The organism is Cobetia sp. 1AS1 (genome assembly GCF_029846435.1).
GTDB classification, from domain to species: Bacteria; Pseudomonadota; Gammaproteobacteria; order Pseudomonadales; family Halomonadaceae; genus Cobetia; species Cobetia amphilecti.
This window is the reverse complement of sequence record NZ_JARWKU010000012.1, coordinates 1-20,274: the sequence shown is the minus strand read 5'-3', so window position 1 is coordinate 20,274 and position 20,274 is coordinate 1. Positions and strand designations below refer to the sequence as shown.

The 20,274-nt window shown below is 63.2% G+C and carries 17 protein-coding genes and 1 tRNA gene; 8 read left to right on the top strand and 10 right to left on the bottom strand.

All coding sequences use genetic code 11. From position 1 onward, the window contains the following. Nucleotides 1-49: 49 nt before the first annotated feature. The 3 genes from QD280_RS16015 to QD280_RS16005 form a co-directional block, all read right to left on the bottom strand. Nucleotides 50-523 carry a Fe-S cluster assembly transcription factor gene (locus QD280_RS16015; RefSeq protein WP_043333815.1) on the bottom strand — a complete coding sequence of 158 codons (474 nt, stop codon included), beginning with the start codon at nucleotides 521-523 and terminating at the stop codon, nucleotides 50-52. Nucleotides 524-665: 142 nt separating this feature from the next. Beyond that, on the bottom strand, nucleotides 666-1,664 hold the full coding sequence (gene cysE, locus QD280_RS16010; RefSeq protein ID WP_192839406.1) for a serine O-acetyltransferase: 999 nt from the start codon (nucleotides 1,662-1,664) through the stop codon (nucleotides 666-668). 9 nt (nucleotides 1,665-1,673) lie between these two features. Beyond that, nucleotides 1,674-2,471, bottom strand: coding sequence for an RNA methyltransferase (locus QD280_RS16005; RefSeq protein ID WP_054556868.1), 798 nt, complete (start codon nucleotides 2,469-2,471; stop codon nucleotides 1,674-1,676). 493 nt (nucleotides 2,472-2,964) lie between these two features. Here QD280_RS16005 and QD280_RS16000 point away from each other — a divergent pair, with 493 nt between their 5' ends. Beyond that, on the top strand, nucleotides 2,965-3,759 hold the full coding sequence (locus QD280_RS16000) for an inositol monophosphatase family protein (protein ID WP_043333816.1): 795 nt from the start codon (nucleotides 2,965-2,967) through the stop codon (nucleotides 3,757-3,759). Nucleotides 3,760-3,886: 127 nt separating this feature from the next. Here QD280_RS16000 and secF read toward each other — a convergent pair whose 3' ends face one another. The 5 genes from secF to queA form a co-directional block, all read right to left on the bottom strand. Further along, entirely contained in the window at nucleotides 3,887-4,792 is a 906-nt protein-coding gene (gene secF / locus QD280_RS15995) for a protein translocase subunit SecF (RefSeq protein ID WP_054556869.1), read from the bottom strand. A 12-nt stretch (nucleotides 4,793-4,804) separates the two neighbouring features. Next, entirely contained in the window at nucleotides 4,805-6,655 is a 1,851-nt protein-coding gene (gene secD / locus QD280_RS15990; protein ID WP_054556870.1) for a protein translocase subunit SecD, read from the bottom strand. A gap of 70 nt (nucleotides 6,656-6,725) precedes the next feature. Beyond that, nucleotides 6,726-7,061 carry a preprotein translocase subunit YajC gene (gene yajC, locus QD280_RS15985; RefSeq protein ID WP_043333819.1) on the bottom strand — a complete coding sequence of 112 codons (336 nt, stop codon included), beginning with the start codon at nucleotides 7,059-7,061 and terminating at the stop codon, nucleotides 6,726-6,728. Nucleotides 7,062-7,191: 130 nt separating this feature from the next. Continuing rightward, nucleotides 7,192-8,328: a tRNA guanosine(34) transglycosylase Tgt gene (gene tgt / locus QD280_RS15980; RefSeq protein WP_279840002.1), complete on the bottom strand. Its 1,137-nt coding sequence runs from the start codon at nucleotides 8,326-8,328 to the stop codon at nucleotides 7,192-7,194. 137 nt (nucleotides 8,329-8,465) lie between these two features. Next, nucleotides 8,466-9,497, bottom strand: coding sequence for a tRNA preQ1(34) S-adenosylmethionine ribosyltransferase-isomerase QueA (queA, locus tag QD280_RS15975; RefSeq protein ID WP_107336757.1), 1,032 nt, complete (start codon nucleotides 9,495-9,497; stop codon nucleotides 8,466-8,468). 407 nt (nucleotides 9,498-9,904) lie between these two features. Here queA and QD280_RS15970 point away from each other — a divergent pair. After that, a tRNA-Leu gene (locus QD280_RS15970) sits at nucleotides 9,905-9,990 on the top strand. A 264-nt stretch (nucleotides 9,991-10,254) separates the two neighbouring features. On the opposite strand, the gene QD280_RS15965 is transcribed toward QD280_RS15970, so the two are convergent. Then, entirely contained in the window at nucleotides 10,255-10,500 is a 246-nt protein-coding gene (locus QD280_RS15965) for a hypothetical protein (RefSeq protein ID WP_279840001.1), read from the bottom strand. A 940-nt stretch (nucleotides 10,501-11,440) separates the two neighbouring features. On the opposite strand from QD280_RS15965, the gene QD280_RS15960 reads away from it, so the two are divergent. Then, nucleotides 11,441-12,052 (top strand): LysE family translocator, encoded by a 612-nt coding sequence (locus tag QD280_RS15960; protein ID WP_054556894.1) that lies wholly within the window; start codon nucleotides 11,441-11,443, stop codon nucleotides 12,050-12,052. 155 nt (nucleotides 12,053-12,207) lie between these two features. Here QD280_RS15960 and QD280_RS15955 read toward each other — a convergent pair whose 3' ends face one another. Beyond that, nucleotides 12,208-12,750 carry a copper chaperone PCu(A)C gene (locus QD280_RS15955; RefSeq protein ID WP_279840000.1) on the bottom strand — a complete coding sequence of 181 codons (543 nt, stop codon included), beginning with the start codon at nucleotides 12,748-12,750 and terminating at the stop codon, nucleotides 12,208-12,210. Between the two features lie 323 nt (nucleotides 12,751-13,073). Between QD280_RS15955 and QD280_RS15950 the strand changes: the two genes are divergently transcribed. The 5 genes from QD280_RS15950 to QD280_RS15930 all read left to right on the top strand — a co-directional run. Then, entirely contained in the window at nucleotides 13,074-13,586 is a 513-nt protein-coding gene (locus tag QD280_RS15950; protein WP_054556875.1) for an NUDIX domain-containing protein, read from the top strand. A gap of 118 nt (nucleotides 13,587-13,704) precedes the next feature. Beyond that, nucleotides 13,705-14,634, top strand: a complete 930-nt coding sequence (locus QD280_RS15945; RefSeq protein WP_054556876.1) for a MoxR family ATPase — start codon at nucleotides 13,705-13,707, stop codon at nucleotides 14,632-14,634. Continuing rightward, nucleotides 14,631-15,650, top strand: a complete 1,020-nt coding sequence (locus QD280_RS15940) for a DUF58 domain-containing protein (protein WP_279839998.1) — start codon at nucleotides 14,631-14,633, stop codon at nucleotides 15,648-15,650. Before QD280_RS15945 ends, QD280_RS15940 begins: the two co-directional genes overlap by 4 nt. Beyond that, complete coding sequence (locus QD280_RS15935) at nucleotides 15,647-17,803, top strand: DUF3488 and transglutaminase-like domain-containing protein (protein WP_279839997.1); 2,157 nt, start codon at nucleotides 15,647-15,649, stop codon at nucleotides 17,801-17,803. Before QD280_RS15940 ends, QD280_RS15935 begins: the two co-directional genes overlap by 4 nt. A 216-nt stretch (nucleotides 17,804-18,019) precedes the next feature. Beyond that, nucleotides 18,020-20,274: retention module-containing protein (locus QD280_RS15930; RefSeq protein ID WP_279839996.1), on the top strand; the 2,255-nt coding region annotated here is incomplete at its 3' end.

Here is a 20,274-nt window from a genome sequence, read left to right as displayed (position 1 = left end):
GCGAGCATCGCCTCGGCTGGCCGTGCTCAGCCTGGCTGGCAAACGCCGCTCAGCTGCCTTGCATGACGGTGATCGGTGTCGGCTCGCACGCCTTGCGCTGACGACTGGCGATCTGGCGAATCTCTTCGCGCGCGACCAGGTCGGCCAGGCTGATGCCGTCGAGAAAGCCGTGGATCTCGTCGGACAGATCACACCACAGATGGTGCGTCAGACAGGTGTCACCGGCCTGACAGTCCGACATTCCCTGACAGCGTGTGGCATCGACTGACTCGTTGACGGCGTCGATGATGCACGCCACCGAGGTGGTCTCGAGTTCGGTATCCAGCAGATAACCGCCACCGGGGCCACGCACGCTCTTGACCAGACCTGCACGCCGCAGACGTGCAAACAGTTGCTCCAGATACGACAGCGAGATGCCCTGGCGTACGGAAATATCGGCCAGACAGGTCGGGCCGCAACTGGCATGCAGGGCCAGATCGAGCATCGCGGTGACGGCGTAGCGTCCCTTGGTGGTCAGGCGCATGACAGAGTCCGTGAGCAGATGGAGCCTGCGACGTTGAGGACGAGGCCGGGCGTAGTCGCCGCCTCTGGTGAGACGGCGTATCAATGCGCCCCATTATGGTGGGGTGGTCTGGCGGGGTCAATCCCGACTGAATTGGTCAACTTTAGCCATGCTGACGTTCGGCGGGCTCCTGCGTATCGCTTGCCTGCTCGGTCGGTGATTGCTCAGTCGGTGCCTGCTGGGTCGAGGTCTGCTCGGAGCGCGGCTGGTCATCAGGGGCAGTGCCCTGCGATGCGCTGGATGCTGCGGCTCCGGCCTTGGGCGAGGTGCTGCCCTGGGCCGCGGCCACGTCAGCGACGGTGGTCTCGCCACCGCAGGGCCCCAGTTCATCGATCAGCTGGGCGAAGTCGGCGTCATCGAGCTCCGGCAGGCGCCCGGCGCGATAGCTGGCATCCAGCTTGCGCAGCGTGCCGCACATCTGTTCGATGCGCTTGTCCACGGCATGCATGTGATCGAGCATCGCGTGCATGGAGCGCGCGACCGGGTCGGGCATGTCCTGGCCCATGCCGTAGGCATCGAAGCCGAACTTCTCCTTCATGGCCTCGCGGCTTTCCGGGTCGACCGACGGCTCCTCCGCCACATCCGGCTCGGCGCGCTTGACGATCTTGCCGGGAATGCCGACGACGGTGGCGCCGGCAGGCACTTCACGCGTGACCACGGCATTGGAGCCGACCTTGGCGCCGGCACCGACGGTGAACGGGCCGAGAATCTTGGCGCCGGCACCGACGATGACACCATCGCCGAGGGTCGGGTGGCGCTTGCCGGCGTTCCAGGTGGTGCCGCCGAGAGTGACGCCGTGATAGAGGGTCACATCATCGCCGATCAGGGCGGTCTCGCCGATCACGACGCCCATGCCGTGGTCGATGAAGAAGCGCCGACCGATGGTGGCACCCGGGTGGATCTCGATGCCGGTCAGCCAGCGCATCAGGGTCGAGCCGGTGCGCGCCAGCCATTTGGCGTTGTGGCGCCATAGCCAGTGATTGATGCGATGGGCCACCAGCGCATGCAGGCCCGGATAGTTGGTCAGGACTTCAAAGAAGTTGCGCGCCGCCGGGTCACGGGCAAACACGCTATCGATGTCTTCACGCAGTCGAGTGAACATGGCGTGTCCTCAGGAAGTGCGGTTGGCCGTGTCGGCTTGTGCCAGGCGAACCTGCTTGTCCACCGCGGAAAGAATGCCGCGCAGAATGTTGATTTCCATGCTGTCCGGACGCGCGCGCAGATAGAGGCGACGCAGGCGTGCCATCAGCTGGCGCGGCTGTTCCGGATCGAGGAAGTCGACGCTGATCAGTGTCTTCTCGAGATGCTCGAACAGGCGCTCGAGGTCGGCATGGCTGGCCAGCGGGCTGTCCCAGTCGATACCGAACGGCTGGTCATCCTCGGCCCGCGGCGTCTCGCCGGCGGCTTCCTGGTCGGCCAGCCATGCCTGGCGGCACTCATAGGCCAGCACCTGCACCGCCGCGGCCAGATTCAGCGAGCTGAAATCCGGGTTGGTCGGGATATGCACGTGGCGGTGACAGCGCTGCAGCTCTTCATTGGAGAGGCCGGAATCCTCGCGGCCGAAGACGATGGCCACACGGGCATCCGGCAGGCGGGCTTCATCGGCCAGGGTGGCACCGAAGGCGCGCGGCGTGATCATCGGCCACGGCAGGTTGCGGGAGCGTGCGCTGCAGCCGACCACCAGACTGCAATCCGCCACGGCCTCTTCCAGCGTCTCGTGCACCGAGGCGCTGGCGACGAGTGCATCGGCACCCGAGGCGCGTGAGGCGGATTCCTGGCATTGCACCTGACATCGCGGCGCGACCAGTGCGAGATCGGCCAGGCCCATATTGAGCATGGCGCGGGCTGCACCACCAATGTTGCCGGGATGGCTGGTGCCAATCAGGACAATGCGCAGACGTTCAAGCATGAGGACTTCCAGGATAGCAATTGAAGGGCGGGTCGGCCGACGCGGCTGGCGCAGTGCGTGATCCGCATACGCAGACTCAGCGATAAATCGCGCGTCAGGACCCGATATCCTAGCATGAAGCCGCGTCAGGGAGCAGTTTCCCGCCGGTGTTGAGGGCAAGAGCGGCGCGAGCGGGCAGGGCGCAAGGACGCGACGCGCAGGCAGAGGGTGGCCGCAGGCAATGGCAGCTCAAGCCGAGCTCTGATAGACTACGCCGTCCCGTCATGTCGCAACATGTGTTCGCCCTCGCTGGCGCCGCGTGCTGTGGCGGCTGGCAGCCTGCATACATTGCACTATGCAGCGCGCCCCGCGCCGTATCAGGATTCCTGTACGGCTACATGACCGCCTGATCTGATTGCACCCAGTTTCGCTCGATCCGTGTTGCGCCGCGTTGAAGTCTCACGCGCCGTGGCACCCGTTCTTTAACAGCTCCCGACTCGTCAAGGCCTTGATCATGCATCCGATGGTCCAATTTGCGCTGCGTGCTGCACGCGGTGCCGCAGAGCAGTTCGTCCGTGCTCGTGAACGTATCGAAGTCGCCCGTGGCGACAACGATCTCGACACCTTCATTGCAGACACTGCACGTCGCGCCGAAGCGCACATCGTGCGTCAGCTGGAGCGCGGTTATCCGCAACACGGTCTCTCCGGCCGTTATACCGACCATCGCGATGGTGAAGGTCAGGGCTCTGACTATCACTGGCGCATCGAGCCGGTGCACGGTTACTCCAACCTGGCATCCGCGGCCTCCGGCTTCGCGCTGTCCGTGGTCTGCCTGTTCAAGGGCCGTGCCGAGCACGCCGTGGTCATCGCACCGTTCACTGACGAAGAGTACATCGTCAGCCGCGGTCGTGGCGCCCAGCACTCCGGTCACCGTATCCGCGTGACCAACGCCACCTCCATCGAAGGTGCGCGTCTGGCGATGGGCCTGCCGGAAAGCTGGCAGCGTCCGCGTCACCTGCCGACCTACCTCTCCATCGTTCAGCAGGTCGGCCCGCAGGTCGAGATGCTGCGCACCAGCGGCTGTGCGCTGCTGGACGTGCTCGAGCTGGCCTCCGGCCGCGTCGATGCCGTCTATGTGCTGGGTCTGGATGCTGGTGACAGCGAGATCGTCAGCCTGTTCCTGAAGGAATGTGGCGCTCTGGCAGGCAGTGCCGACGGCACGCCGGTCGTGGTTGCTGAAGGCACTCTGATGGCCGCTGGCGCACGTCTGTACAAGGCGCTGGCGCAGACAATGCAGCCGCACCTGTAAGACCCTGCAAGACGACGTGACCTGACAGCCCTCGGGGCCGTCTGGAGAACGAAAAAAACCCCACCTCGCATGAGGTGGGGTTTTTTTGTGCCTGGCGATCCGTGCCGGGCTTAACGAGTGGAGGCGCTTACGGCGCGCCGTCCTCGAACTGCTCCTTGGGCGGGGGGATCAGATCCACACGCTTCAGGCCGACCACCAGCAACAGCGCCGCTGCCACGTAGATGGACGAGAAGGTCCCCGCGACCACACCGATGATCAGTGCGATGGCGAAGTTGTGGATCATGTCACCGCCGAGGAAGTACAGCGCCAGCAACACCAGCAAGGTGGTGCCGGAGGTGGACAGCGTGCGTGACAGCGTCGCGTTGATGGCGTCATTGAAGATCGACGGCATGTGATCGGTACGCGATTTGCGGATGTTCTCGCGAATGCGGTCGTAGACGATGATGGTGTCGTTCAATGAGTAGCCTATCACGGCCAGCACCGCGGCCAGTACCGTCAGGTCGAAGTCGAGTCCGAACAAGGCAAAGATGCCCAGCAGGATGATGACGTCATGACCCAGCGAGATGAGTGCGCCGAGGGCGAACTTGTACTGGAAGCGGAAGGCCACGTAGACCATCACCACGGCCAGGGCGAGCAGCATGCCGAGACCGGACTGGTCACGCAGCTGATCACCGACCTGGGCGCCGACGAACTCGGCGCGGATCAGGTTGACGCTGTCACCGGTGGCCTGCAGATGCGCCACGATGTCATTGCCGATGCCGGCTTCGAAGCTCTGCTGCAGACGCACCAGAATCTCGTTGCTGGCACCGAAGGTCTGGACCGAGACATCCTTGTAGCCGGCGGCTTCCAGTGTCTGGCGCACGCTGTCCAGCGCCGGTGCCGCCTGGTATTTCACTTCCACCAGGGTGCCGCCGGTAAAGTCGAGGCCCAGGTTCAGGCCATGAATCACAAGGGCGCCAATGGCCACGATCGTCAGCACGATGGAGACGATGAAGGCCGCGCGCCGCTTGCTCATGAAGTCAAACTGTCGCATCACGATGGCCCCTCAGATCCAGAGTTTCTTGAGTGTCTTGCCGCCAATGGCAAGATTGATGATGCCGCGCGAGACCATGATCGCCGTGAACATCGACGTCAGGATGCCGATGGACAGCGTCACCGCGAAGCCCTTGACCGGGCCACTGCCGATGGAGAACAGGATCACCGCGACCAGCAGGGTGGTGATGTTGGCATCGACGATGGAGGTGAAGGCGCGCTCGAAGCCGGTGTGCACGGCTTGGTGCAGCGGCATCTTGGAGCGCATTTCCTCGCGGATACGCTCGAAGATCAGCACGTTGGCATCCACCGCCATGCCCAGCGTCAGCACGATACCGGCGATACCCGGCAGGGTCAGGGTGGCGCCCAGCATCGACATCGCGGCAATCAGGATCGCCAGGTTGGCGGTCAGGGCCACGTTGGCGACGACACCGAAGGCCTTGTAGCGCGCCAGCATGAACAGCACGACCAGCAGCAGGCCCAGCTCGACGGACAGGATACCGCGCGAGATGTTCTCGGCACCGAGGCTCGGGCCGATGGTGCGTTCCTGCACGAAGTAGATCGGCGCGGCCAGTGAGCCGGAACGCAGCAGCAGCGACAGCTCCTTGGCTTCCGTCGGCGAGTCGAGGCCGGTGATGCGGAAGCTGTTGCCCAGTGCACTCTGGATCGTCGCCAGGCTGATCAGCCCCTTCTCGGTGTACGGGATGCGCTTCTCGACCTTCTCGCCGTCTTCCATCACGGTGCGCGTGCGGGTCTTGTGCTCGATGAACAGCACCGCCATGTTGCGGCCGATCGCGGCACGCGTGACGCGGTTCATGATCGAGCCACCGGTACCGTCCAGGTTGATGTTGACCTGCGGACGGCCGCTTTCATCGAAGCTGGTGCTGGCGCTGGAGACGCTGTCACCGCTGATGATCACGTCCTTCATGATGTTGGCGGTGCGGCTCGGCTGGTTGCGGAACGCGAAGCTCTCCATCTCGCTGGCCGGCGTGTCGCTGGCCGCTTCCAGACGGAATTCGAGGTTGGCGGTGGCACCCAGTACGCGCTTGGCGGCGGCCGTGTCCTGCACGCCCGGCAGCTCGACCACGATGCGGTTCGGGCCCTGGCGCTGAACCAGCGGCTCGGACACGCCCAGCTCGTTGACGCGATTGCGGATCGTGGTCAGGTTCTGGTTGACCGCGTAATCCTGAATCTCCTTGACGGCGGCGGCGGTCAGGGTGAGGTCCAGTACGGCCCCACGCTCGACATCGCGCTCGTCGTATTCGAAGTTCTGGAAGTCGCGCGAGATCAGTGAGCGCGCCTTCGAACGGTCTTCCTCATCGGAGAACGTCAGGCTCAGGGTACCGTCGTCGACTTCGCTGCCGCGGTAGCGGATACGCTCCTCGCGCAGGGTTTCCTTGATGGCGCTGGCGTTGACTTCCAGGCGCTGCTTGACCGCGGCGTCCATGTCGACTTCCAGCTGGAAGTGGACACCGCCGCGCAGGTCAAGGCCCAGCTTCATCGGTGAGGCACCGAGGCTGGCCAGCCACGACGGCGTGGCGTCGGCCAGGTTCAGCGCGACGATGGCGTCATCGCCGAGCGTCTCGCTGATCAGTTCCTTGGCGCGCAGCTGCTGGTCGTTGCTGGTAAGGCGAATCAGGCCGGTGGAACCGTTGAGTTCCCCGGATTTGGGCGTGATGCCGGCGTTTTCGAGGGCACTGGTGGCGCGATCGAGGTCTTGCTGGTCGATGGCCTCGGCGCCGCTGGCGGCACTGATCTGCACAGCCGGGTCTTCGGGGTAGAGATTCGGCAATGCGTAGATCACGCCGACGGCAAGTACCAGGCAGATCACCAGGTACTTCCAAAGCGGATAGCGGTTGAGCATGGCAGCCCTGTCCTTGGTGGAGCGGGAGAGAAAAGCATGCTGCCGGCACAGGGGCCGGCAGCAGGAGGGATCAGATGGACTTGATGGTGCCCTTCGGCAGGACTGCAGCCACGGCAGACTTCTGCACGTTGACTTCGTTGCCTTCGTTCAGCTCCATGGTGATGAACTGCTCGCTGACCTTGGTGATGCGGCCAACCAGGCCACCACCGATGACGACTTCGTCACCCTTGGCCAGATTGCCGATCAGGTTCTTGTGTTCCTTGGCGCGCTTGGACTGCGGACGCCAGAGCAGGAAATAGAAAATGACCACGAAGCCGACCAGCATGACGATCTGGCCGATGGCGCCGCCGCCGGCGACAGCCGCTTCGGCTTCCGCGTGTGCGGCAGGAATCAGGAATTCCAGCATGTGTATCTCCAGAGGTTACGAGTGAACTGTTGTTATGCAATGAGCGTGATTCAGGCTCTTCTTCACGTCTGGCTCGAGTCGAATATCAAGACGACCGGAGGATTTGGCCCCCGGTCGTCATTCGCCTCGATCAGTCGGCCAGCGGCGGCACCGGCAGGCCGCGCGCGGCATAGAACTGTTCCACGAAGTCCTGCAATGTACCCGCTTCAATTGCACCGCGCAAACCAGCCATCACGGTCTGGTAGTAGCGCAGATTGTGGATGGTGTTGAGCATCGAGCCGAGCATTTCTCCACAGCGATCAAGGTGATGCAGATAGCCGCGCGAGAAATTGGTGCAGGTGTAGCAATCGCAGTCCGGGTCCAGCGGTGAGGTGTCACGCTTGTGGACGGCGTTGCGGATCTTGACGGTGCCCGTCGGCGTGAACAGGTGGCCGTTGCGCGCGTTGCGGGTCGGCATCACGCAATCGAACATGTCGACGCCACGTCGCACGCCCTCGACGAGGTCTTCCGGCTTGCCGACGCCCATCAGATAGCGCGGCTTGTCTTCCGGCATCCATTCGGGGAGGTAGTCGAGAACCTTGATCATCTCGTCCTTGGGCTCGCCCACGGACAGGCCGCCGATGGCATAGCCGTCGAAATCGATCTTCTTGAGGCCCTCGAGGGACTTCTCGCGCAGGTCCGGATACATGCCGCCCTGGATGATGCCGAACAGCGCCGACGGCGAGTCGCCATGCGCGTCGTAGGAGCGCTGCGCCCAGCGCAGGGACATCTCCATCGACTTGCGCGCTTCATCATGGGTGGCCGGGTACGGCGTGCACTCATCGAAGATCATCACGATGTCGGAGCCCAGCGAGCGCTGCACCGCCATCGATTCTTCCGGGCCCATGAAGACCTTGGAGCCATCGACCGGTGAGCGGAAGTGAACGCCCTGTTCGGTGATCTTGCGCGTCTTGCCCAGCGAGAAGACCTGGAAGCCGCCGGAATCGGTCAGGATCGGCTTGTCCCACTGCGCGAAGTCATGCAGATCGCCATGCGCTTCGATGACTTCCGTGCCCGGGCGCAGCCACAGGTGGAAGGTGTTGCCGAGGATGATCTCGGCGCCGATGTCCTTGATGGACTCCGGCGTCATGCCCTTGACGGTGCCGTAGGTGCCTACCGGCATGAAGGCCGGAGTTTCCACGGTGCCGCGCGGGAAGGACATGCGGCCACGACGTGCACGGCCATCGGTCGCGAGCTTTTCAAAGCTCATGAAGCATTCTTTACGCATGGTGCTCTCTTTGCTTGGCGGCGAAACAGGCCGCAGCTGGTGTGTCGATGCCACTATGCCGCAGCATAGCGCGGGGCGCGTTAACTGCGCATGACACGGCCCTCGGCGAATGCCGGGGCCATGTCAGAAGAGGGGATTCAGGCGCGTTCCAGCAGCATGGCATCGCCATAGCTGAAGAACTGGTAGCGCTCTTCAACCGCCGCCTGATAGGCCGCCATGGTGTGCTCGTAGCCGGCGAAGGCCGAGACCAGCATCAGCAGGGTCGATTCCGGCAGATGGAAGTTGGTGATCAACAGATCCACCACCTGCCATTCGTAGCCCGGGTAGATGAAGATGTCGGTATCGCCGGAGTAGGGGGCCAGCTCACCAGCGTGGGCCTTGGCGGCGCTCTCGAGACAGCGCACGCTGGTGGTGCCGACGGCGACTACGCGGCGACCGGCGGCGCGGGCACGGGCGATCTTGTCGCAGGCTTCCTGACCGACCTCGATCCACTCGCTGTGCATGTGGTGCTCGAGAATGCTGTCGACGCGCACCGGCTGGAAGGTGCCGGCGCCCACATGCAGGGTGACGAAGGCGGTCTCGATGCCTTTCTCGGCCATGGCGGCCATGATCGGCTCATCGAAGTGCAGGCCCGCCGTCGGGGCGGCCACGGCGCCATCGCGCTTTGCATAGACCGTCTGATAGCGCTCGCGATCCGACAGCTCGTCATCCCGAGTGATATAAGGCGGCAGCGGCATGTGGCCATGCTGATTGAGCAGCTCGATCATCGGCGTCTCGCCGTGGAAGCGCAGCTCGAACAGCGCCTCCTGGCGGCCTTCGACCACGGCCGTGATGCCGCCTTCGAAGATCAGCTCGGTGCCCGGCTTGGGCGACTTGCTGGAGCGGATGTGCGCCAGGCCACGATGGGCGTCCAGCGGACGCTCCAGCAGCATCTCGATCTTGCCGCCGGAGGCTTTCTGACCATGCAGGCGCGCGGGGATCACGCGGGTGTCGTTGAAGACCACGACATCGCCGGGTTCCAGCTGCTCGAGCAGATCCGGGAAGCGGCGGTGCACGATCTCGCCGCTCTTGCCATCCAGATGCAGCAGCCGGCAATCGCTGCGTTGCTCTGACGGGTAGCGGGCAATCAGCTCATCCGGCAGGCTGAAATCGTAATCGCTGCGCTGCATCGGGCGCGCGTCGTTAGGTGTGGCAACGCCCGAGGCATCACCGGAATCGATACGTGACATGGCCAACCTGACACTCTGATAGCACGAGGCGCGTGGTGCGCTCCGTGGCATGCGTACATGCACAATGGGGAGATGCCGCCCTGAGACACTGGCGCTCTCGTCGCGAGCGCATGACTCCCTTTCTGCGGGTGGGGCAGTCAGGTGCGACACTCTCGAGGCCTTGGCTGTCTGGGCAGACGAAAAAGGTCGCTCATGATACCCAATGCCATCGTCCACGCGAAGACCCGTTTGCGGGCGACACGCCTGAGTCCACTGCGGCGTGGGGTGTGAGGAAGCGCTCCATGTGTCTGATCTGACGCCAAAACTCGTTGACCTTGGCGCAATGTCCCGTATAATTTCGCTCCGTTGCCGGTGTGGCGGAATTGGTAGACGCAGCGGATTCAAAATCCGCCGCTTAATAGGCGTGTCGGTTCGAGTCCGACCACCGGCACCAGAATTGAAAAAGTCGCTTTCGAGCGGCTTTTTGCGTTTCTGGCTCCCACCGATTCATCTCCCTTGTGGTTCTTCGCTCGCGCTCAGTCTGTCTCTACCCCGTCCCGAATACTTGTCCTTGCTTATCTCTTCACGCTTGCCTGTCATGGCGCTGGCGCTGGCAGCTGCTTGTCTGTGCTCTGTACGTGACGGCAGGGGGCCAGATACAGGAAAGCCCCGAGCGAATGTCGGGGCTTTCCTGTGCCTCGTGCATCCAGACGGCGGCTCACGCCTGATGTGGAACGCTCTTTACGCGTCGATAAATGCTGTTGCTGGCGAGGGAGGGGGCGAGGAGTGCGATGCGGGTGTTCTGGATCGCGAGTTCCTGGCGCAGGGTAAACCACATGCCGACGTATTCATGGCAATCCTGGCAGTGCACCAGGTGGTCGGCCGATGGGGTGTGGTACTGATACTCCATCTTCAGGCCGGAGCATGCCGGACAACACAGTGCGGCTTGAGCTTTCCCTTCCATGTTTCCTCTCCTTCTCAGCAATTGACTGAATCTGGTGAGGTGCAGCGTAGTGGTCTCTTTCCTTGAGTTCGCAAACCTGCCAGCTATCAAGGCCCATGAATCAATCGCTCAGACTCATGGATCTTGCTGGCCGGGGAGTGAAGCTTCCCATGCTTGCGCGTCATCCTCTGACAGGGCCTGTCCCTGGCTGCACTTCCTGTGCACTTGGCCCGTCACTACGCTGAACCTGCCGCTCTTCCTGAGCAGCGATCGGGCGCTACTGACCCGCAAGAATCTTGTACACCTTTCAGAAACTGACTGAATTCGGTGTCATTCAGCGTAGTGCTCTCTTTCCCTGAGCTCGCAGGCTTGCCAGTCATGAAGATTCGTAAACCTACCCGCTCAGGCTTACGAATCTTCCTGGCTAAGGAGCGAAGTCCCCAAGCCTGCGCGTCATCCTTTGACAGGGCCTGTCCCTGGCTGCACTTCCTGTGCACTTGGCCTGTCACTACGCTGAACCTGCCGCTCTTCCTGAGCAGCGGTAGAGACGTTACTGGTTATCATAAACTTGTACAACGTCTAATTTGTTGCACAAGTTTTCAAATGTGTAAATTTCTGTACTTTATTATGTTCTCATATAAATCCATGCACGACGGCCGCCTTCGAGGGTGGACTGTCCAGCCCGTGTGACACCTATCGTGAGGGGCATGTTCAGGTCGTCCATATGGCCTGCTGCCGCATCAGCACGGCGCTTGATACACTCGACTGCGTCTACCTGAAGGCTTGGTGGGAGTCGTATGTGTCCGATGCTCTCATCCCTTGAGCAGCGCCGGATGGAGAAGGCGGGCCCCATCGCGAGCGCCGGGCTACTGTCAGGTGATCCCCCCAGGTGTATGTCCGAGGCCGGCGCTGTGTCGCTTTCACCAATTGACTGGAACATGGAATGACCTTCATGCATTGGATGCCGCTGAATCTGTGGTTGTCACTGGTTGCGCTATGCGCGATGGGGGCGATGTCGCCCGGACCGAGTCTGGCGATGGTGCTGCGCCATACCCTGGGCGGCGGCAGGAGTGCGGGGGTCGCCGCCGGTATCAGTCATGCGCTGGGAGTCGGGTTGTACGCCGCGCTGACTGCCTGGGGGCTCGGCGCCTTGATCGTTCATTATCCGGGCGTCTTCCAGGCGATCATGCTGCTGGGGGCAGTCTATCTGGCCTGGTTGGGGTTCAAGGCACTGCGGGCGGGTCGCGGTGGAGCGCTGGAGGCGCAGGCCGTCACGACGTCTCGCTCCATGGCGATACGCGATGGTTTCATGGTGGCGCTGGCCAACCCCAAGTTGATCCTGTTCTTCGTGGCGCTGCTCAGTCAGTTGATCACGCCGGAGATGAGCGAGATGGGCAAGTGGCTGGTCGTCGTGACGGCCATGGGCATCGACGGACTCTGGTATGTGCTGGTGGCACTGGTGCTGTCGCACTCGCGGGTGCTGCCCTGGTTGCAGGCGCGCGCGATGTGGATCAACCGTCTGACGGGCGTGGTGTTGCTGGGGCTGGCGTTGCGGGTGGTCTGGGGGCTTTGAGACAGCCTGTCAGCCCGGTGAGGATCTGGTGATTCGATATCTGGTCGAAAACGGCCCTGGCACCTTGTGTCAGGGCCGTTTTGCATGCGCGTTTCGCGGGTTGAGGCGTTTGTCGATAGAGGTGTTTGTCGATAGAGGCGTATGCACCGATGGCGTTACTCACTGAGCGACATCATCTCGGCGTAGTCCTTGATCGAGACCTCAAGGCTCGTGTCAGGTCTCGCCAGAAAATGCAGTGTCAGTGGCAGCCTGTCGCCCGCAATGAGTGGCTGCGTCAGCCCGATCAGCATCAGGTGGGGGCCGCCGCCGGGAGCCATCGTCAGCGGCGCGTCAGAGGAAATCGCCAGTTGCTCGATTCTGTGCATCTGCATGCGTTCTTGCGTGACTTGCATGCTGTGCAATTCGACCGTGGCGGCCATCGGCGTGCTGGCGCCTGTCAGCACGGCATCGCCCTTTGCGATCGAGAGTGTCAGGTAGGCGGCCCCGGTCGTGGCACCCGGTGGCGTCGGTAGCGCGAAGGCTTGCTCGACATGGGGAGCGGCGGATGGGGGCTCCTGCGCCGAGGCGTGAACCGTGGCAAGGGAGAGCAGGGCTAGCGTCGCCAGCCATCTGCTGGCGATGGTGCGAAGGGCGGTCAGGCCAGCCGATATCTGTCCGGCGCGTCGCGGCGCGCCATGTCCCTGGCGAGGTTGCCTCATGCTGTGCGCATCTCCTGTCTGGGTGTGTAAAGAGAATGACCTTGGAGCCGGTCCATGATGCCAGTGTGGTGTTTTCTGACGTCGATGGCCTCTAGTGTAGAGGCTAGTGCAGAGGCTATTGCAGAGAGTTCTGTTTTAGGTGATTTGCACGAATGCGAGCGTCACCTGTTGCCCGGGTGTGAAGGCAGGTGTCCGGGCCGCAGTTGAAGGCAGCTTCGTCGCATTCTGCTACCGTGGGACGCATTGGTCGATGCCATCCGGCGGTGTTGGTCGTCGCGGATGGCTATCGAAGTGATTCAAGGACAGGCAAGGAACAGGGAACGGTGATCCAGGACGAAATCATTCAGCTGGTCGATGCGCAGAATCGCCCTTGTGGCACGGCTCCACGTCGCTTGATGCGACGCTACCGCTATTGGCACCGTGCCACCTATGCCTTCGTGCTCAATGCCCGCGGTGAGCTGTGCATCCAGAAGCGTACCCTGAGCAAGGAGGTGTTCCCCGGCTATTTCGATCTCGCCAGTGGGGGGGTTGTCGGGGCCGGTGAGGCCGTGCAGGTGGCTGCCCGTCGCGAGCTGGAGGAAGAGATTGGCGTGCGCGGTGCGCCGCTCAAGCATTGTTTCGATTTCTGCTACACCGACGCGACCAACCATGTCTTCGGCAGTGCATATCTGGTGCATTACGATGGCCCGCTGACGCTGCAGGCTGAAGAAGTGGCGGACGCCTTCTGGGTCACGCCGGCCGATGCGCTTGCGTTGCATCCTTCAACGCCTGATAGCCGTATGGCCCTTGAGCGCCTGATTCGTGAAGGCTTTTTGAGTGAGAGTCTGAGCCGATGATCTTCGCTTTTCCTTGTCGAGCCTGCGCAACAACGCTGCTGGCCCTGCGTCATCTGGCGTGTGCTGCCCATCGTGACGGCCGCATCTCCTCCTCCCCACTTTGTTCTGGAGTCTTTGCATGAATGCCAAGGTATCGCCACAGCAGCTGGAAGAGGTGGAAGCCGCATTGTCGACCGTGCTGGCGGGCAAGCCGCGCCAGATCCGTCTGGCGCTCTGTTGTCTGCTGTGCCGTGGTCATGTCCTGATCGAGGACTTGCCGGGGCTGGGCAAGACGACGCTCGCCCAGGGGCTGGCGCGTCTGATCGGAGCGGACATGCAGCGGGTGCAGTTCACCAGCGATCTATTGCCGGCTGACATTCTCGGCGTGTCGGTATTCGACCCGCGTGAGGGCAACTTCCGCTTTCACCCCGGCCCGGTGTTCCACTCGCTGGTGCTGGCGGACGAGATCAACCGTGCCACACCCAAGACGCAAAGCGCGTTGCTGGAGGCGATGGAAGAGCGTCAGGTGACGGTGGAAGGTGAGACCCGTCGCCTGCCAGAACCGTTCTTCGTGATCGCGACCCAGAATCCGCTTCAGCAATCCGGCACCTTCCCGCTGCCGGAGTCTCAGCTGGACCGCTTCCTGATGCGGCTGTCATTGGGCTATCCGGAACCCGCAGCCGAGCGCGAGATTCTCAAGGGCAATGCCGGGCGACAGCATATCGAGGCGCTGCGACCCTTGTTGCCCGTCTCGGTGCTCAAGGAGTGGCAGGCCGCCGTGGACCGTGTGCGCCTGTCTGATCCGCTGCTGGATTATCTGCAGGCGCTGGTGGCGGCGACGCGCAGCTCACCGGAAGTGGCCTATGGTCTCTCGACGCGCGGGGTGCTGGCGTTGGCCAGTGCTGCGCGTGGCTGGGCACTGCTGGCAGGACGTGACTATGTGCTGCCGGAGGATGTGCAAGCGGTCTGGGCGCCCGTCGTGGGGCACCGCCTCAGCGAAGGCAGTGTTGCCGAAGGTGAAGCCGTGGCGCGCCATCTGCTCGGGCAGGTGGCGGTGGTGCCTGCATGACCCAGGTGGCGAAACCCGGCGCATGGACGCGCGTGAAAGCCCGCATGCTGCGCAAGATGTCGATTGGCGGAGGCGAGGCGCTTCATCACGCGCGCTTGATGATCTTGCCGACGCCCTTCGGGCTGTTCTGGGCGGTGCTGGTGATCCTGCTGCTGCTGTTGGGGATCAATTACGAGAACTCGCTGGCGCATGGTCTGTCCTTCTGGCTGTTCGCCGTGGCAGTGGTCAGCATCTTTCGCAGCTGGCGCAATCTGGCGGGCGTGCGAGTGCAGCTGATCGCCGATGGTGAGGCGTTTGCAGGCAATACGTTGCGCGTCATGGTGCGTCTCACCGGTCGGGCTCGCTCACATGCCATCGATGTGCGACTGGGAGAGGCGCGCCAGCGACTCGAGATCCATGACGGCGAAGGCAGTGCGCCGCTGGAGCTGGCGGCCTTTCAGCGTGGCCAGTTCTCACTGCCGACGCTGACGCTGGAGTCGCGCTGGCCGTTGGGACTGGTGCGCCTGTGGGCCTGGGTCGCGATCGACACGCCGGTCCTCGTCTATCCACGGCCAGAGCTTCCCTCCACCCCGCAGGGCAGTCGTCGCACGCTCGAGCAGATAGAGCAGGGCGATTTCGCCGGGCTGCGCCGCTATGTGCCGGGTGATGCGCCAGCGCATATCGCCTGGAAGCACTGGGGGCGTAGCGGAGAGCTGGTCACCAAGCGCTTCGAGACACCTGCGCGTCCCTCGCTGTGGCTGGATTACGAGGCCTGTCGTGGCGACATGGAGCAGCGGCTCTCGGAGCTGACGGCGCGGGTGCTGGCGGCGGAAGGAGCCCAGGCGACCTATGGTCTGCGGCTGCCGGGCCAGACATTGGCCATCGCCAGTGGCGGGGCGCATCGCCGTCGAGTGCTTGAGGCGCTGACGCTGTTCGGCGGCGAGCACAGGTTGCCATGGTCCGCCCAGCTGGTGGCCAGTGAGGCCGCCGAGCGAGCCGGCGCGAGTCGTCCCTTGAGTCAGGAGGGCAGCGCATGAGCCTGTCGACAGCCAAGGCTTCCCCGGGACGTGCCTTCCTGGGCCGTTCCTCAAAGGACGAGCTCTCCAGTGGCGCATCTTCTCCCTCCTCCGGCGCCAGACGACGCTGGTGGCAGCGCAAACCGCTGACGCCTGACCAGGCATTGGGCTGGCTGGAGCTGCGCCACCTGTTCATCGGCCAGTGTCTGGTGCTGGCACTGCATGTGCTGTGGATGCCGGTGTGGCTTGCCTTGCCGGCCTTGCTGGCGGCGTTGTGGCGCTTTCAGCAACTCCGGGCGCGAGTTCCGCGCGCTGGCATCCTGTTGCGACTGGCGGCGGTGGCAATGGTCGCGGCGGGCCTGTTTCTCGAATACGGCCAGATGCTGCGCCTGGAGGCGATGATCGGCCTGCTGGTCGGCATCTATCTGCTCAAGCTGCTGGAGACGGACAGCCTGCGCGATGGTCGCGTGGTCTGCGGGCTGGGTTTCGTGGTGCTGGCGGCGGCCTTCCTGCATGACCAGGGGCCCTTGATGGCGGCGGCTTCCGTCATGGCTGCGGCGTGGCTGGTCGGTGGGCTGGTGTTGATCGCCGGCGCACGCGAGCGTCGCGAGGCCATGCGGGAGACGGCCTGGCTGATGGGGCTGTCCCTGCCGCTGATGCTGGGCTTGTTCGTGCTCTTTCCCCGCTTGCCGCCGCTGTGGAACGTGCCGCAGCTCAACGAGGCCACCACGGGGCTTACCGACAGTGTCTCTCCCGGCGATATCGCCGCCCTGGGTCGCAGTGACGCCCTGGCGTTTCGGGCACGTTTCGACAACGGACTGCCTGCGGCCTCCCAGCGCTACTGGCGTGTGTATACCCTGAGCCTGTTTGATGGCGTGCGCTGGTCACGCGCCACGCCGGAGCGTCTTCAGAAGGCACTGGGCGGGCCGGCCGAGCGCTACGTTCAGCGCGGAACACGCATGGAGGGGGAAGTCGCGCGTCATCGCTATGAGCTGCTGCTGGAGCCGGACCCGCGCCCCTGGCGACCGAGTCTCGGCGCGCCACTGACGACCAGCCGCGAGGCCCGTTACCTGATCGACGGCACCCTTGAGGGGCTGGCGTCACTCAATACCCGCGAGCTGCTGGAGATGTCTTCCTCCGGCGCGCCACCGACAACGGCTCCGCAATGGATGCAGCGCCTTGATCAGCTGTTGCCCGATGATGGCAACCCGCGTGCCCGTGAGTTCGCTCGCGATCTGATGCGGGAGTCGGGGGGAGATCCTCAGGTCTTCCTGCAGCGCCTTTTTCAGTATTTCAATCGCCAGCCTTTCCACTACACCCTGACGCCACAGCGCCTCGAGGGGCTCAGCCGTGTCGATGATTTCCTGTTCGACAGCTTGCAGGGCTATTGCACCCATTACGCTTCTACCAGCGTTTTTCTGGCGCGCGCTGCCGGACTGCCGGCGCGTATGGTCGCGGGTTATCTGGGCGGCGAGGCACAAGGCGATGGCATCGGTGGGCCGCAGGAATTGAGCATCCGTCAGTATGACGCCCACGCCTGGGTCGAGGTGTTCTATGCTGGCCGCTGGCATCGATTTGATCCCACCGCGGCGGTGGCTCCCGAGCGAATCTCGCAGGGGGCGCTGAGTCTGCAGGGGCAGCCGGGCTTCATGGCCGATGCTGGCTTGCGCGCCTTCACGCTGAATAATTCATTGCTCAGTGATCTGAGACGGCAGTGGGAGCGTTTCGAATACCGCTGGCAACGCAGCGTGGTGGGGTTCCGTCTCGACGAGCAGCGAAATCTCTGGAAGCGACTGTTTGGTGACTTCCGCTGGGAATGGCTTGTCTGGGGTGTACTCGGGCTGCTGGCCAGTGTGGTGCTGGCAGGCGTGGCACTGGTGTTGTGGTCTGGCCGTGAGGTGTCAGCGCACGCAGGTGTGCGGGCCTACCGCAGATTGGTGAAGCGGCTGGAGCGTACGGGCCATGGCCCCCACGTTGGCGAGGCTCCCGGCAGCCACTTGCGCCGTATTGCCCAACAGCAGCCGCAAAATGTAAGAGTATTGTTACATTTGGCAGATTTGATTGAACAATGGCTATACAACGATGCTACGGTATTAGCGAGATCTCATGATCAATCACGACCCTTGCGTAATATCCGGCGCCAGTGGTCTGTTCAGTCTCGCAAGATTCGCTAAACCGCAATGACGAAGTTTGTGAGTGTGAGTTACTGATTAATAGAGGTTTTTTGGAATTAGATATTTCATCCTCATGGCGCGACGACACTACTGAAAATTGCTAGGTTGCAGTAAGTGATGTTGTGTATCAAAATGTAACTATCCGTTCTTGTCGATCATGCCATTGCCCCCTTCGCAGCATGATGCAGCACCTTTCCCCAGCAGGAGTATGTCCCCATGGTCCAGGTCATCCGCACAGAAGGCACAGTACTTGTTGTTTCCTCCACCAACGAGGCGCAGCGTGTCGTCAATGGAATGACGCTTGAACCGACAGCCACTCTGGTCGCACCGCAGGGCGCGATCGTGGTGCTGGAAGACGGCACCCAGCTTGTGGTGCCGCAGGGGGCCCCGATCGGCGTTGAAGTGTTGCTGGCCGAGTCGCGTGGGGAAGCGCCTGTTGACCCGGCAGTGGAAGCGTTGCGCGAAGCGATCGCTCGTGGCGAAGACCCGACCGCGATTCAGGAAGCTCCCGCAGCCGGTGAGAATGGCGGTGCGCCGGGCAGCAGTCGTAGTGGTTTCCTGGATGCCTCTGGGGTGGGGCGCGAAGGGCGTGTCGAACGGACCTCCTATGAATATGAGGGCGGCTTTACCGACCCGGAATTCAATGATGAGGACGAAGATGGCCTGGGGCTGGATCTTGATCCGACACTGCCGACAGAGATCGTGCTGTCCTTGTCGGTCGATGCCCCGGCACTGACCTCCGACACCACGCCGACCATCGTTGGTACCACCGATGCCGAAGACGGCAGCACCGTCACGCTGGTCATCACTGACAGCGACGGCAACGAGCAGACCGTCACCGCCACCGTCGAGAACGGCACCTATACGGTTGACGCTGAAACGCCGCTGAGCGAAGGCGAGTACAGCGTCGAGGCCTCGGTCACCGATCCGGCCGGCAACACCGCGACCAGCAATGACGTGGGCGAGATCGACGCAAGCGCGCCGGCGCTGACCGTCGATGCCCCGGCACTGACCTCCGACACCACGCCGACCATCGTCGGTACCACCGATGCCGAAGACGGCAGCACCGTCACCCTGGTCATCACCGACAGCGACGGCAACGAACAGACCGTCACCGCCACCGTCGAGAACGGCACCTATACGGTTGACGCTGAAACGCCGCTGAGCGAAGGCGAGTATAGCGTCGAAGCCTCGGTCACCGATCCGGCCGGCAACACCGCGACCAGCAATGACGTGGGCGAGATCGACGCAAGCGCGCCGGCGCTGACCGTCGATGCCCCGGCACTGACCTCCGACACCACGCCGACCATCGTCGGCACCACCGATGCCGAAGACGGCAGCACGGTCACCCTGGTCATCACCGACAGCGATGGTAACGAGCAGACCGTCACCGCGACTGTCGAGAACGGCACCTATAGCGTCGATGCCGAGACGCCGCTGAGCGAAGGCGAGTACAGCGTCGAGGCCTCGGTCACCGATCCGGCCGGCAACACCGCGACCAGCAATGACGTGGGCGAGATCGACGCCAGCGCGCCGGCGCTGACCGTCGATGCTCCCGCGCTGACCTTCGACACCACGCCGACCATCGTTGGCACCACCGATGCCGAAGACGGCAGCACCGTCACGCTGGTCATCACTGACAGTGATGGCAACGAGCAGACCGTCACCACCACCGTCGAGAACGGTACCTACAGCGTCGACGCCGAGACCCCGCTGAGCGAAGGCGAGTACAGCGTCGAGGCCTCGGTCACCGATCCGGTCGGCAACACCGCGACCAGCAATGATGTAGGCGAGATCGACGCCAGCGCGCCGGCGCTGACTGTCGATGCTCCCGCACTGACCTCCGACACCACGCCGACCATCGTCGGTACCACCGATGCCGAAGACGGCAGCACCGTCACCCTGGTTATCACTGACAGCGACGGCAATGAGCAGACCGTCACCGTGACTGTCGAGAACGGCACCTACACGGTTGACGCCGAGACGCCGCTGAGCGAAGGCGAGTACAGCGTCGAAGCCTCGGTCACCGACCCGGCCGGCAACACCGCAACCAGCAATGATGTGGGCGCCCTGATTGGCGGCGATTCTGGAGAGGTAACGGAGGATGGCGTTACCGAAGCTTCCGGCGCGCTTGTCGATGTCGAAAGTACTGATGTTGTCGCTGGCACCCAAAGCGATGATTACGGCACTTTCAGCGTCAACGAGGCAGGGGAGTGGGCCTACACCCTCGATAACGACGCCGCTGTCGTTCAGGGGTTGAATGATGGTGACACTGTCAGCCAGTCGTTCGTGGTCGAGCTGAGCGATGGCTCGACCACTACGGTCGACATCGTCATCACCGGCACCGACGACCTGCCGGTCATCACTGCCGATGCCGGCGCCGTGCAGGAAGACGGCACCCTGGAAGCCAGCGGTACGCTGACCGCTTCTGATGCCGACAATGCCGATCTGGCCTTCGTCGCCGCCACCGA

Bases quoted from the DNA above. Each gene is read 5' to 3' on its own strand.
- QD280_RS16015 (WP_043333815.1), bottom strand. From the start codon at position 523: ATGCGCCTGACCACCAAGGGACGCTACGCCGTCACCGCGATGCTCGAT.
- cysE (WP_192839406.1), bottom strand. From the start codon at position 1,664: ATGTTCACTCGACTGCGTGAAGACATCGATAGCGTGTTTGCCCGTGAC.
- QD280_RS16005 (WP_054556868.1), bottom strand. From the start codon at position 2,471: ATGCTTGAACGTCTGCGCATTGTCCTGATTGGCACCAGCCATCCCGGC.
- QD280_RS16000 (WP_043333816.1), top strand. From the start codon at position 2,965: ATGCATCCGATGGTCCAATTTGCGCTGCGTGCTGCACGCGGTGCCGCA.
- secF (WP_054556869.1), bottom strand. From the start codon at position 4,792: ATGCGACAGTTTGACTTCATGAGCAAGCGGCGCGCGGCCTTCATCGTC.
- secD (WP_054556870.1), bottom strand. From the start codon at position 6,655: ATGCTCAACCGCTATCCGCTTTGGAAGTACCTGGTGATCTGCCTGGTA.
- yajC (WP_043333819.1), bottom strand. From the start codon at position 7,061: ATGCTGGAATTCCTGATTCCTGCCGCACACGCGGAAGCCGAAGCGGCT.
- tgt (WP_279840002.1), bottom strand. From the start codon at position 8,328: ATGCGTAAAGAATGCTTCATGAGCTTTGAAAAGCTCGCGACCGATGGC.
- queA (WP_107336757.1), bottom strand. From the start codon at position 9,497: ATGCAGCGCAGCGATTACGATTTCAGCCTGCCGGATGAGCTGATTGCC.
- QD280_RS15965 (WP_279840001.1), bottom strand. From the start codon at position 10,500: ATGGAAGGGAAAGCTCAAGCCGCACTGTGTTGTCCGGCATGCTCCGGC.
- QD280_RS15960 (WP_054556894.1), top strand. From the start codon at position 11,441: ATGCCGCTGAATCTGTGGTTGTCACTGGTTGCGCTATGCGCGATGGGG.
- QD280_RS15955 (WP_279840000.1), bottom strand. From the start codon at position 12,750: ATGAGGCAACCTCGCCAGGGACATGGCGCGCCGCGACGCGCCGGACAG.
- QD280_RS15945 (WP_054556876.1), top strand. From the start codon at position 13,705: ATGAATGCCAAGGTATCGCCACAGCAGCTGGAAGAGGTGGAAGCCGCA.
- QD280_RS15940 (WP_279839998.1), top strand. From the start codon at position 14,631: ATGACCCAGGTGGCGAAACCCGGCGCATGGACGCGCGTGAAAGCCCGC.
- QD280_RS15935 (WP_279839997.1), top strand. From the start codon at position 15,647: ATGAGCCTGTCGACAGCCAAGGCTTCCCCGGGACGTGCCTTCCTGGGC.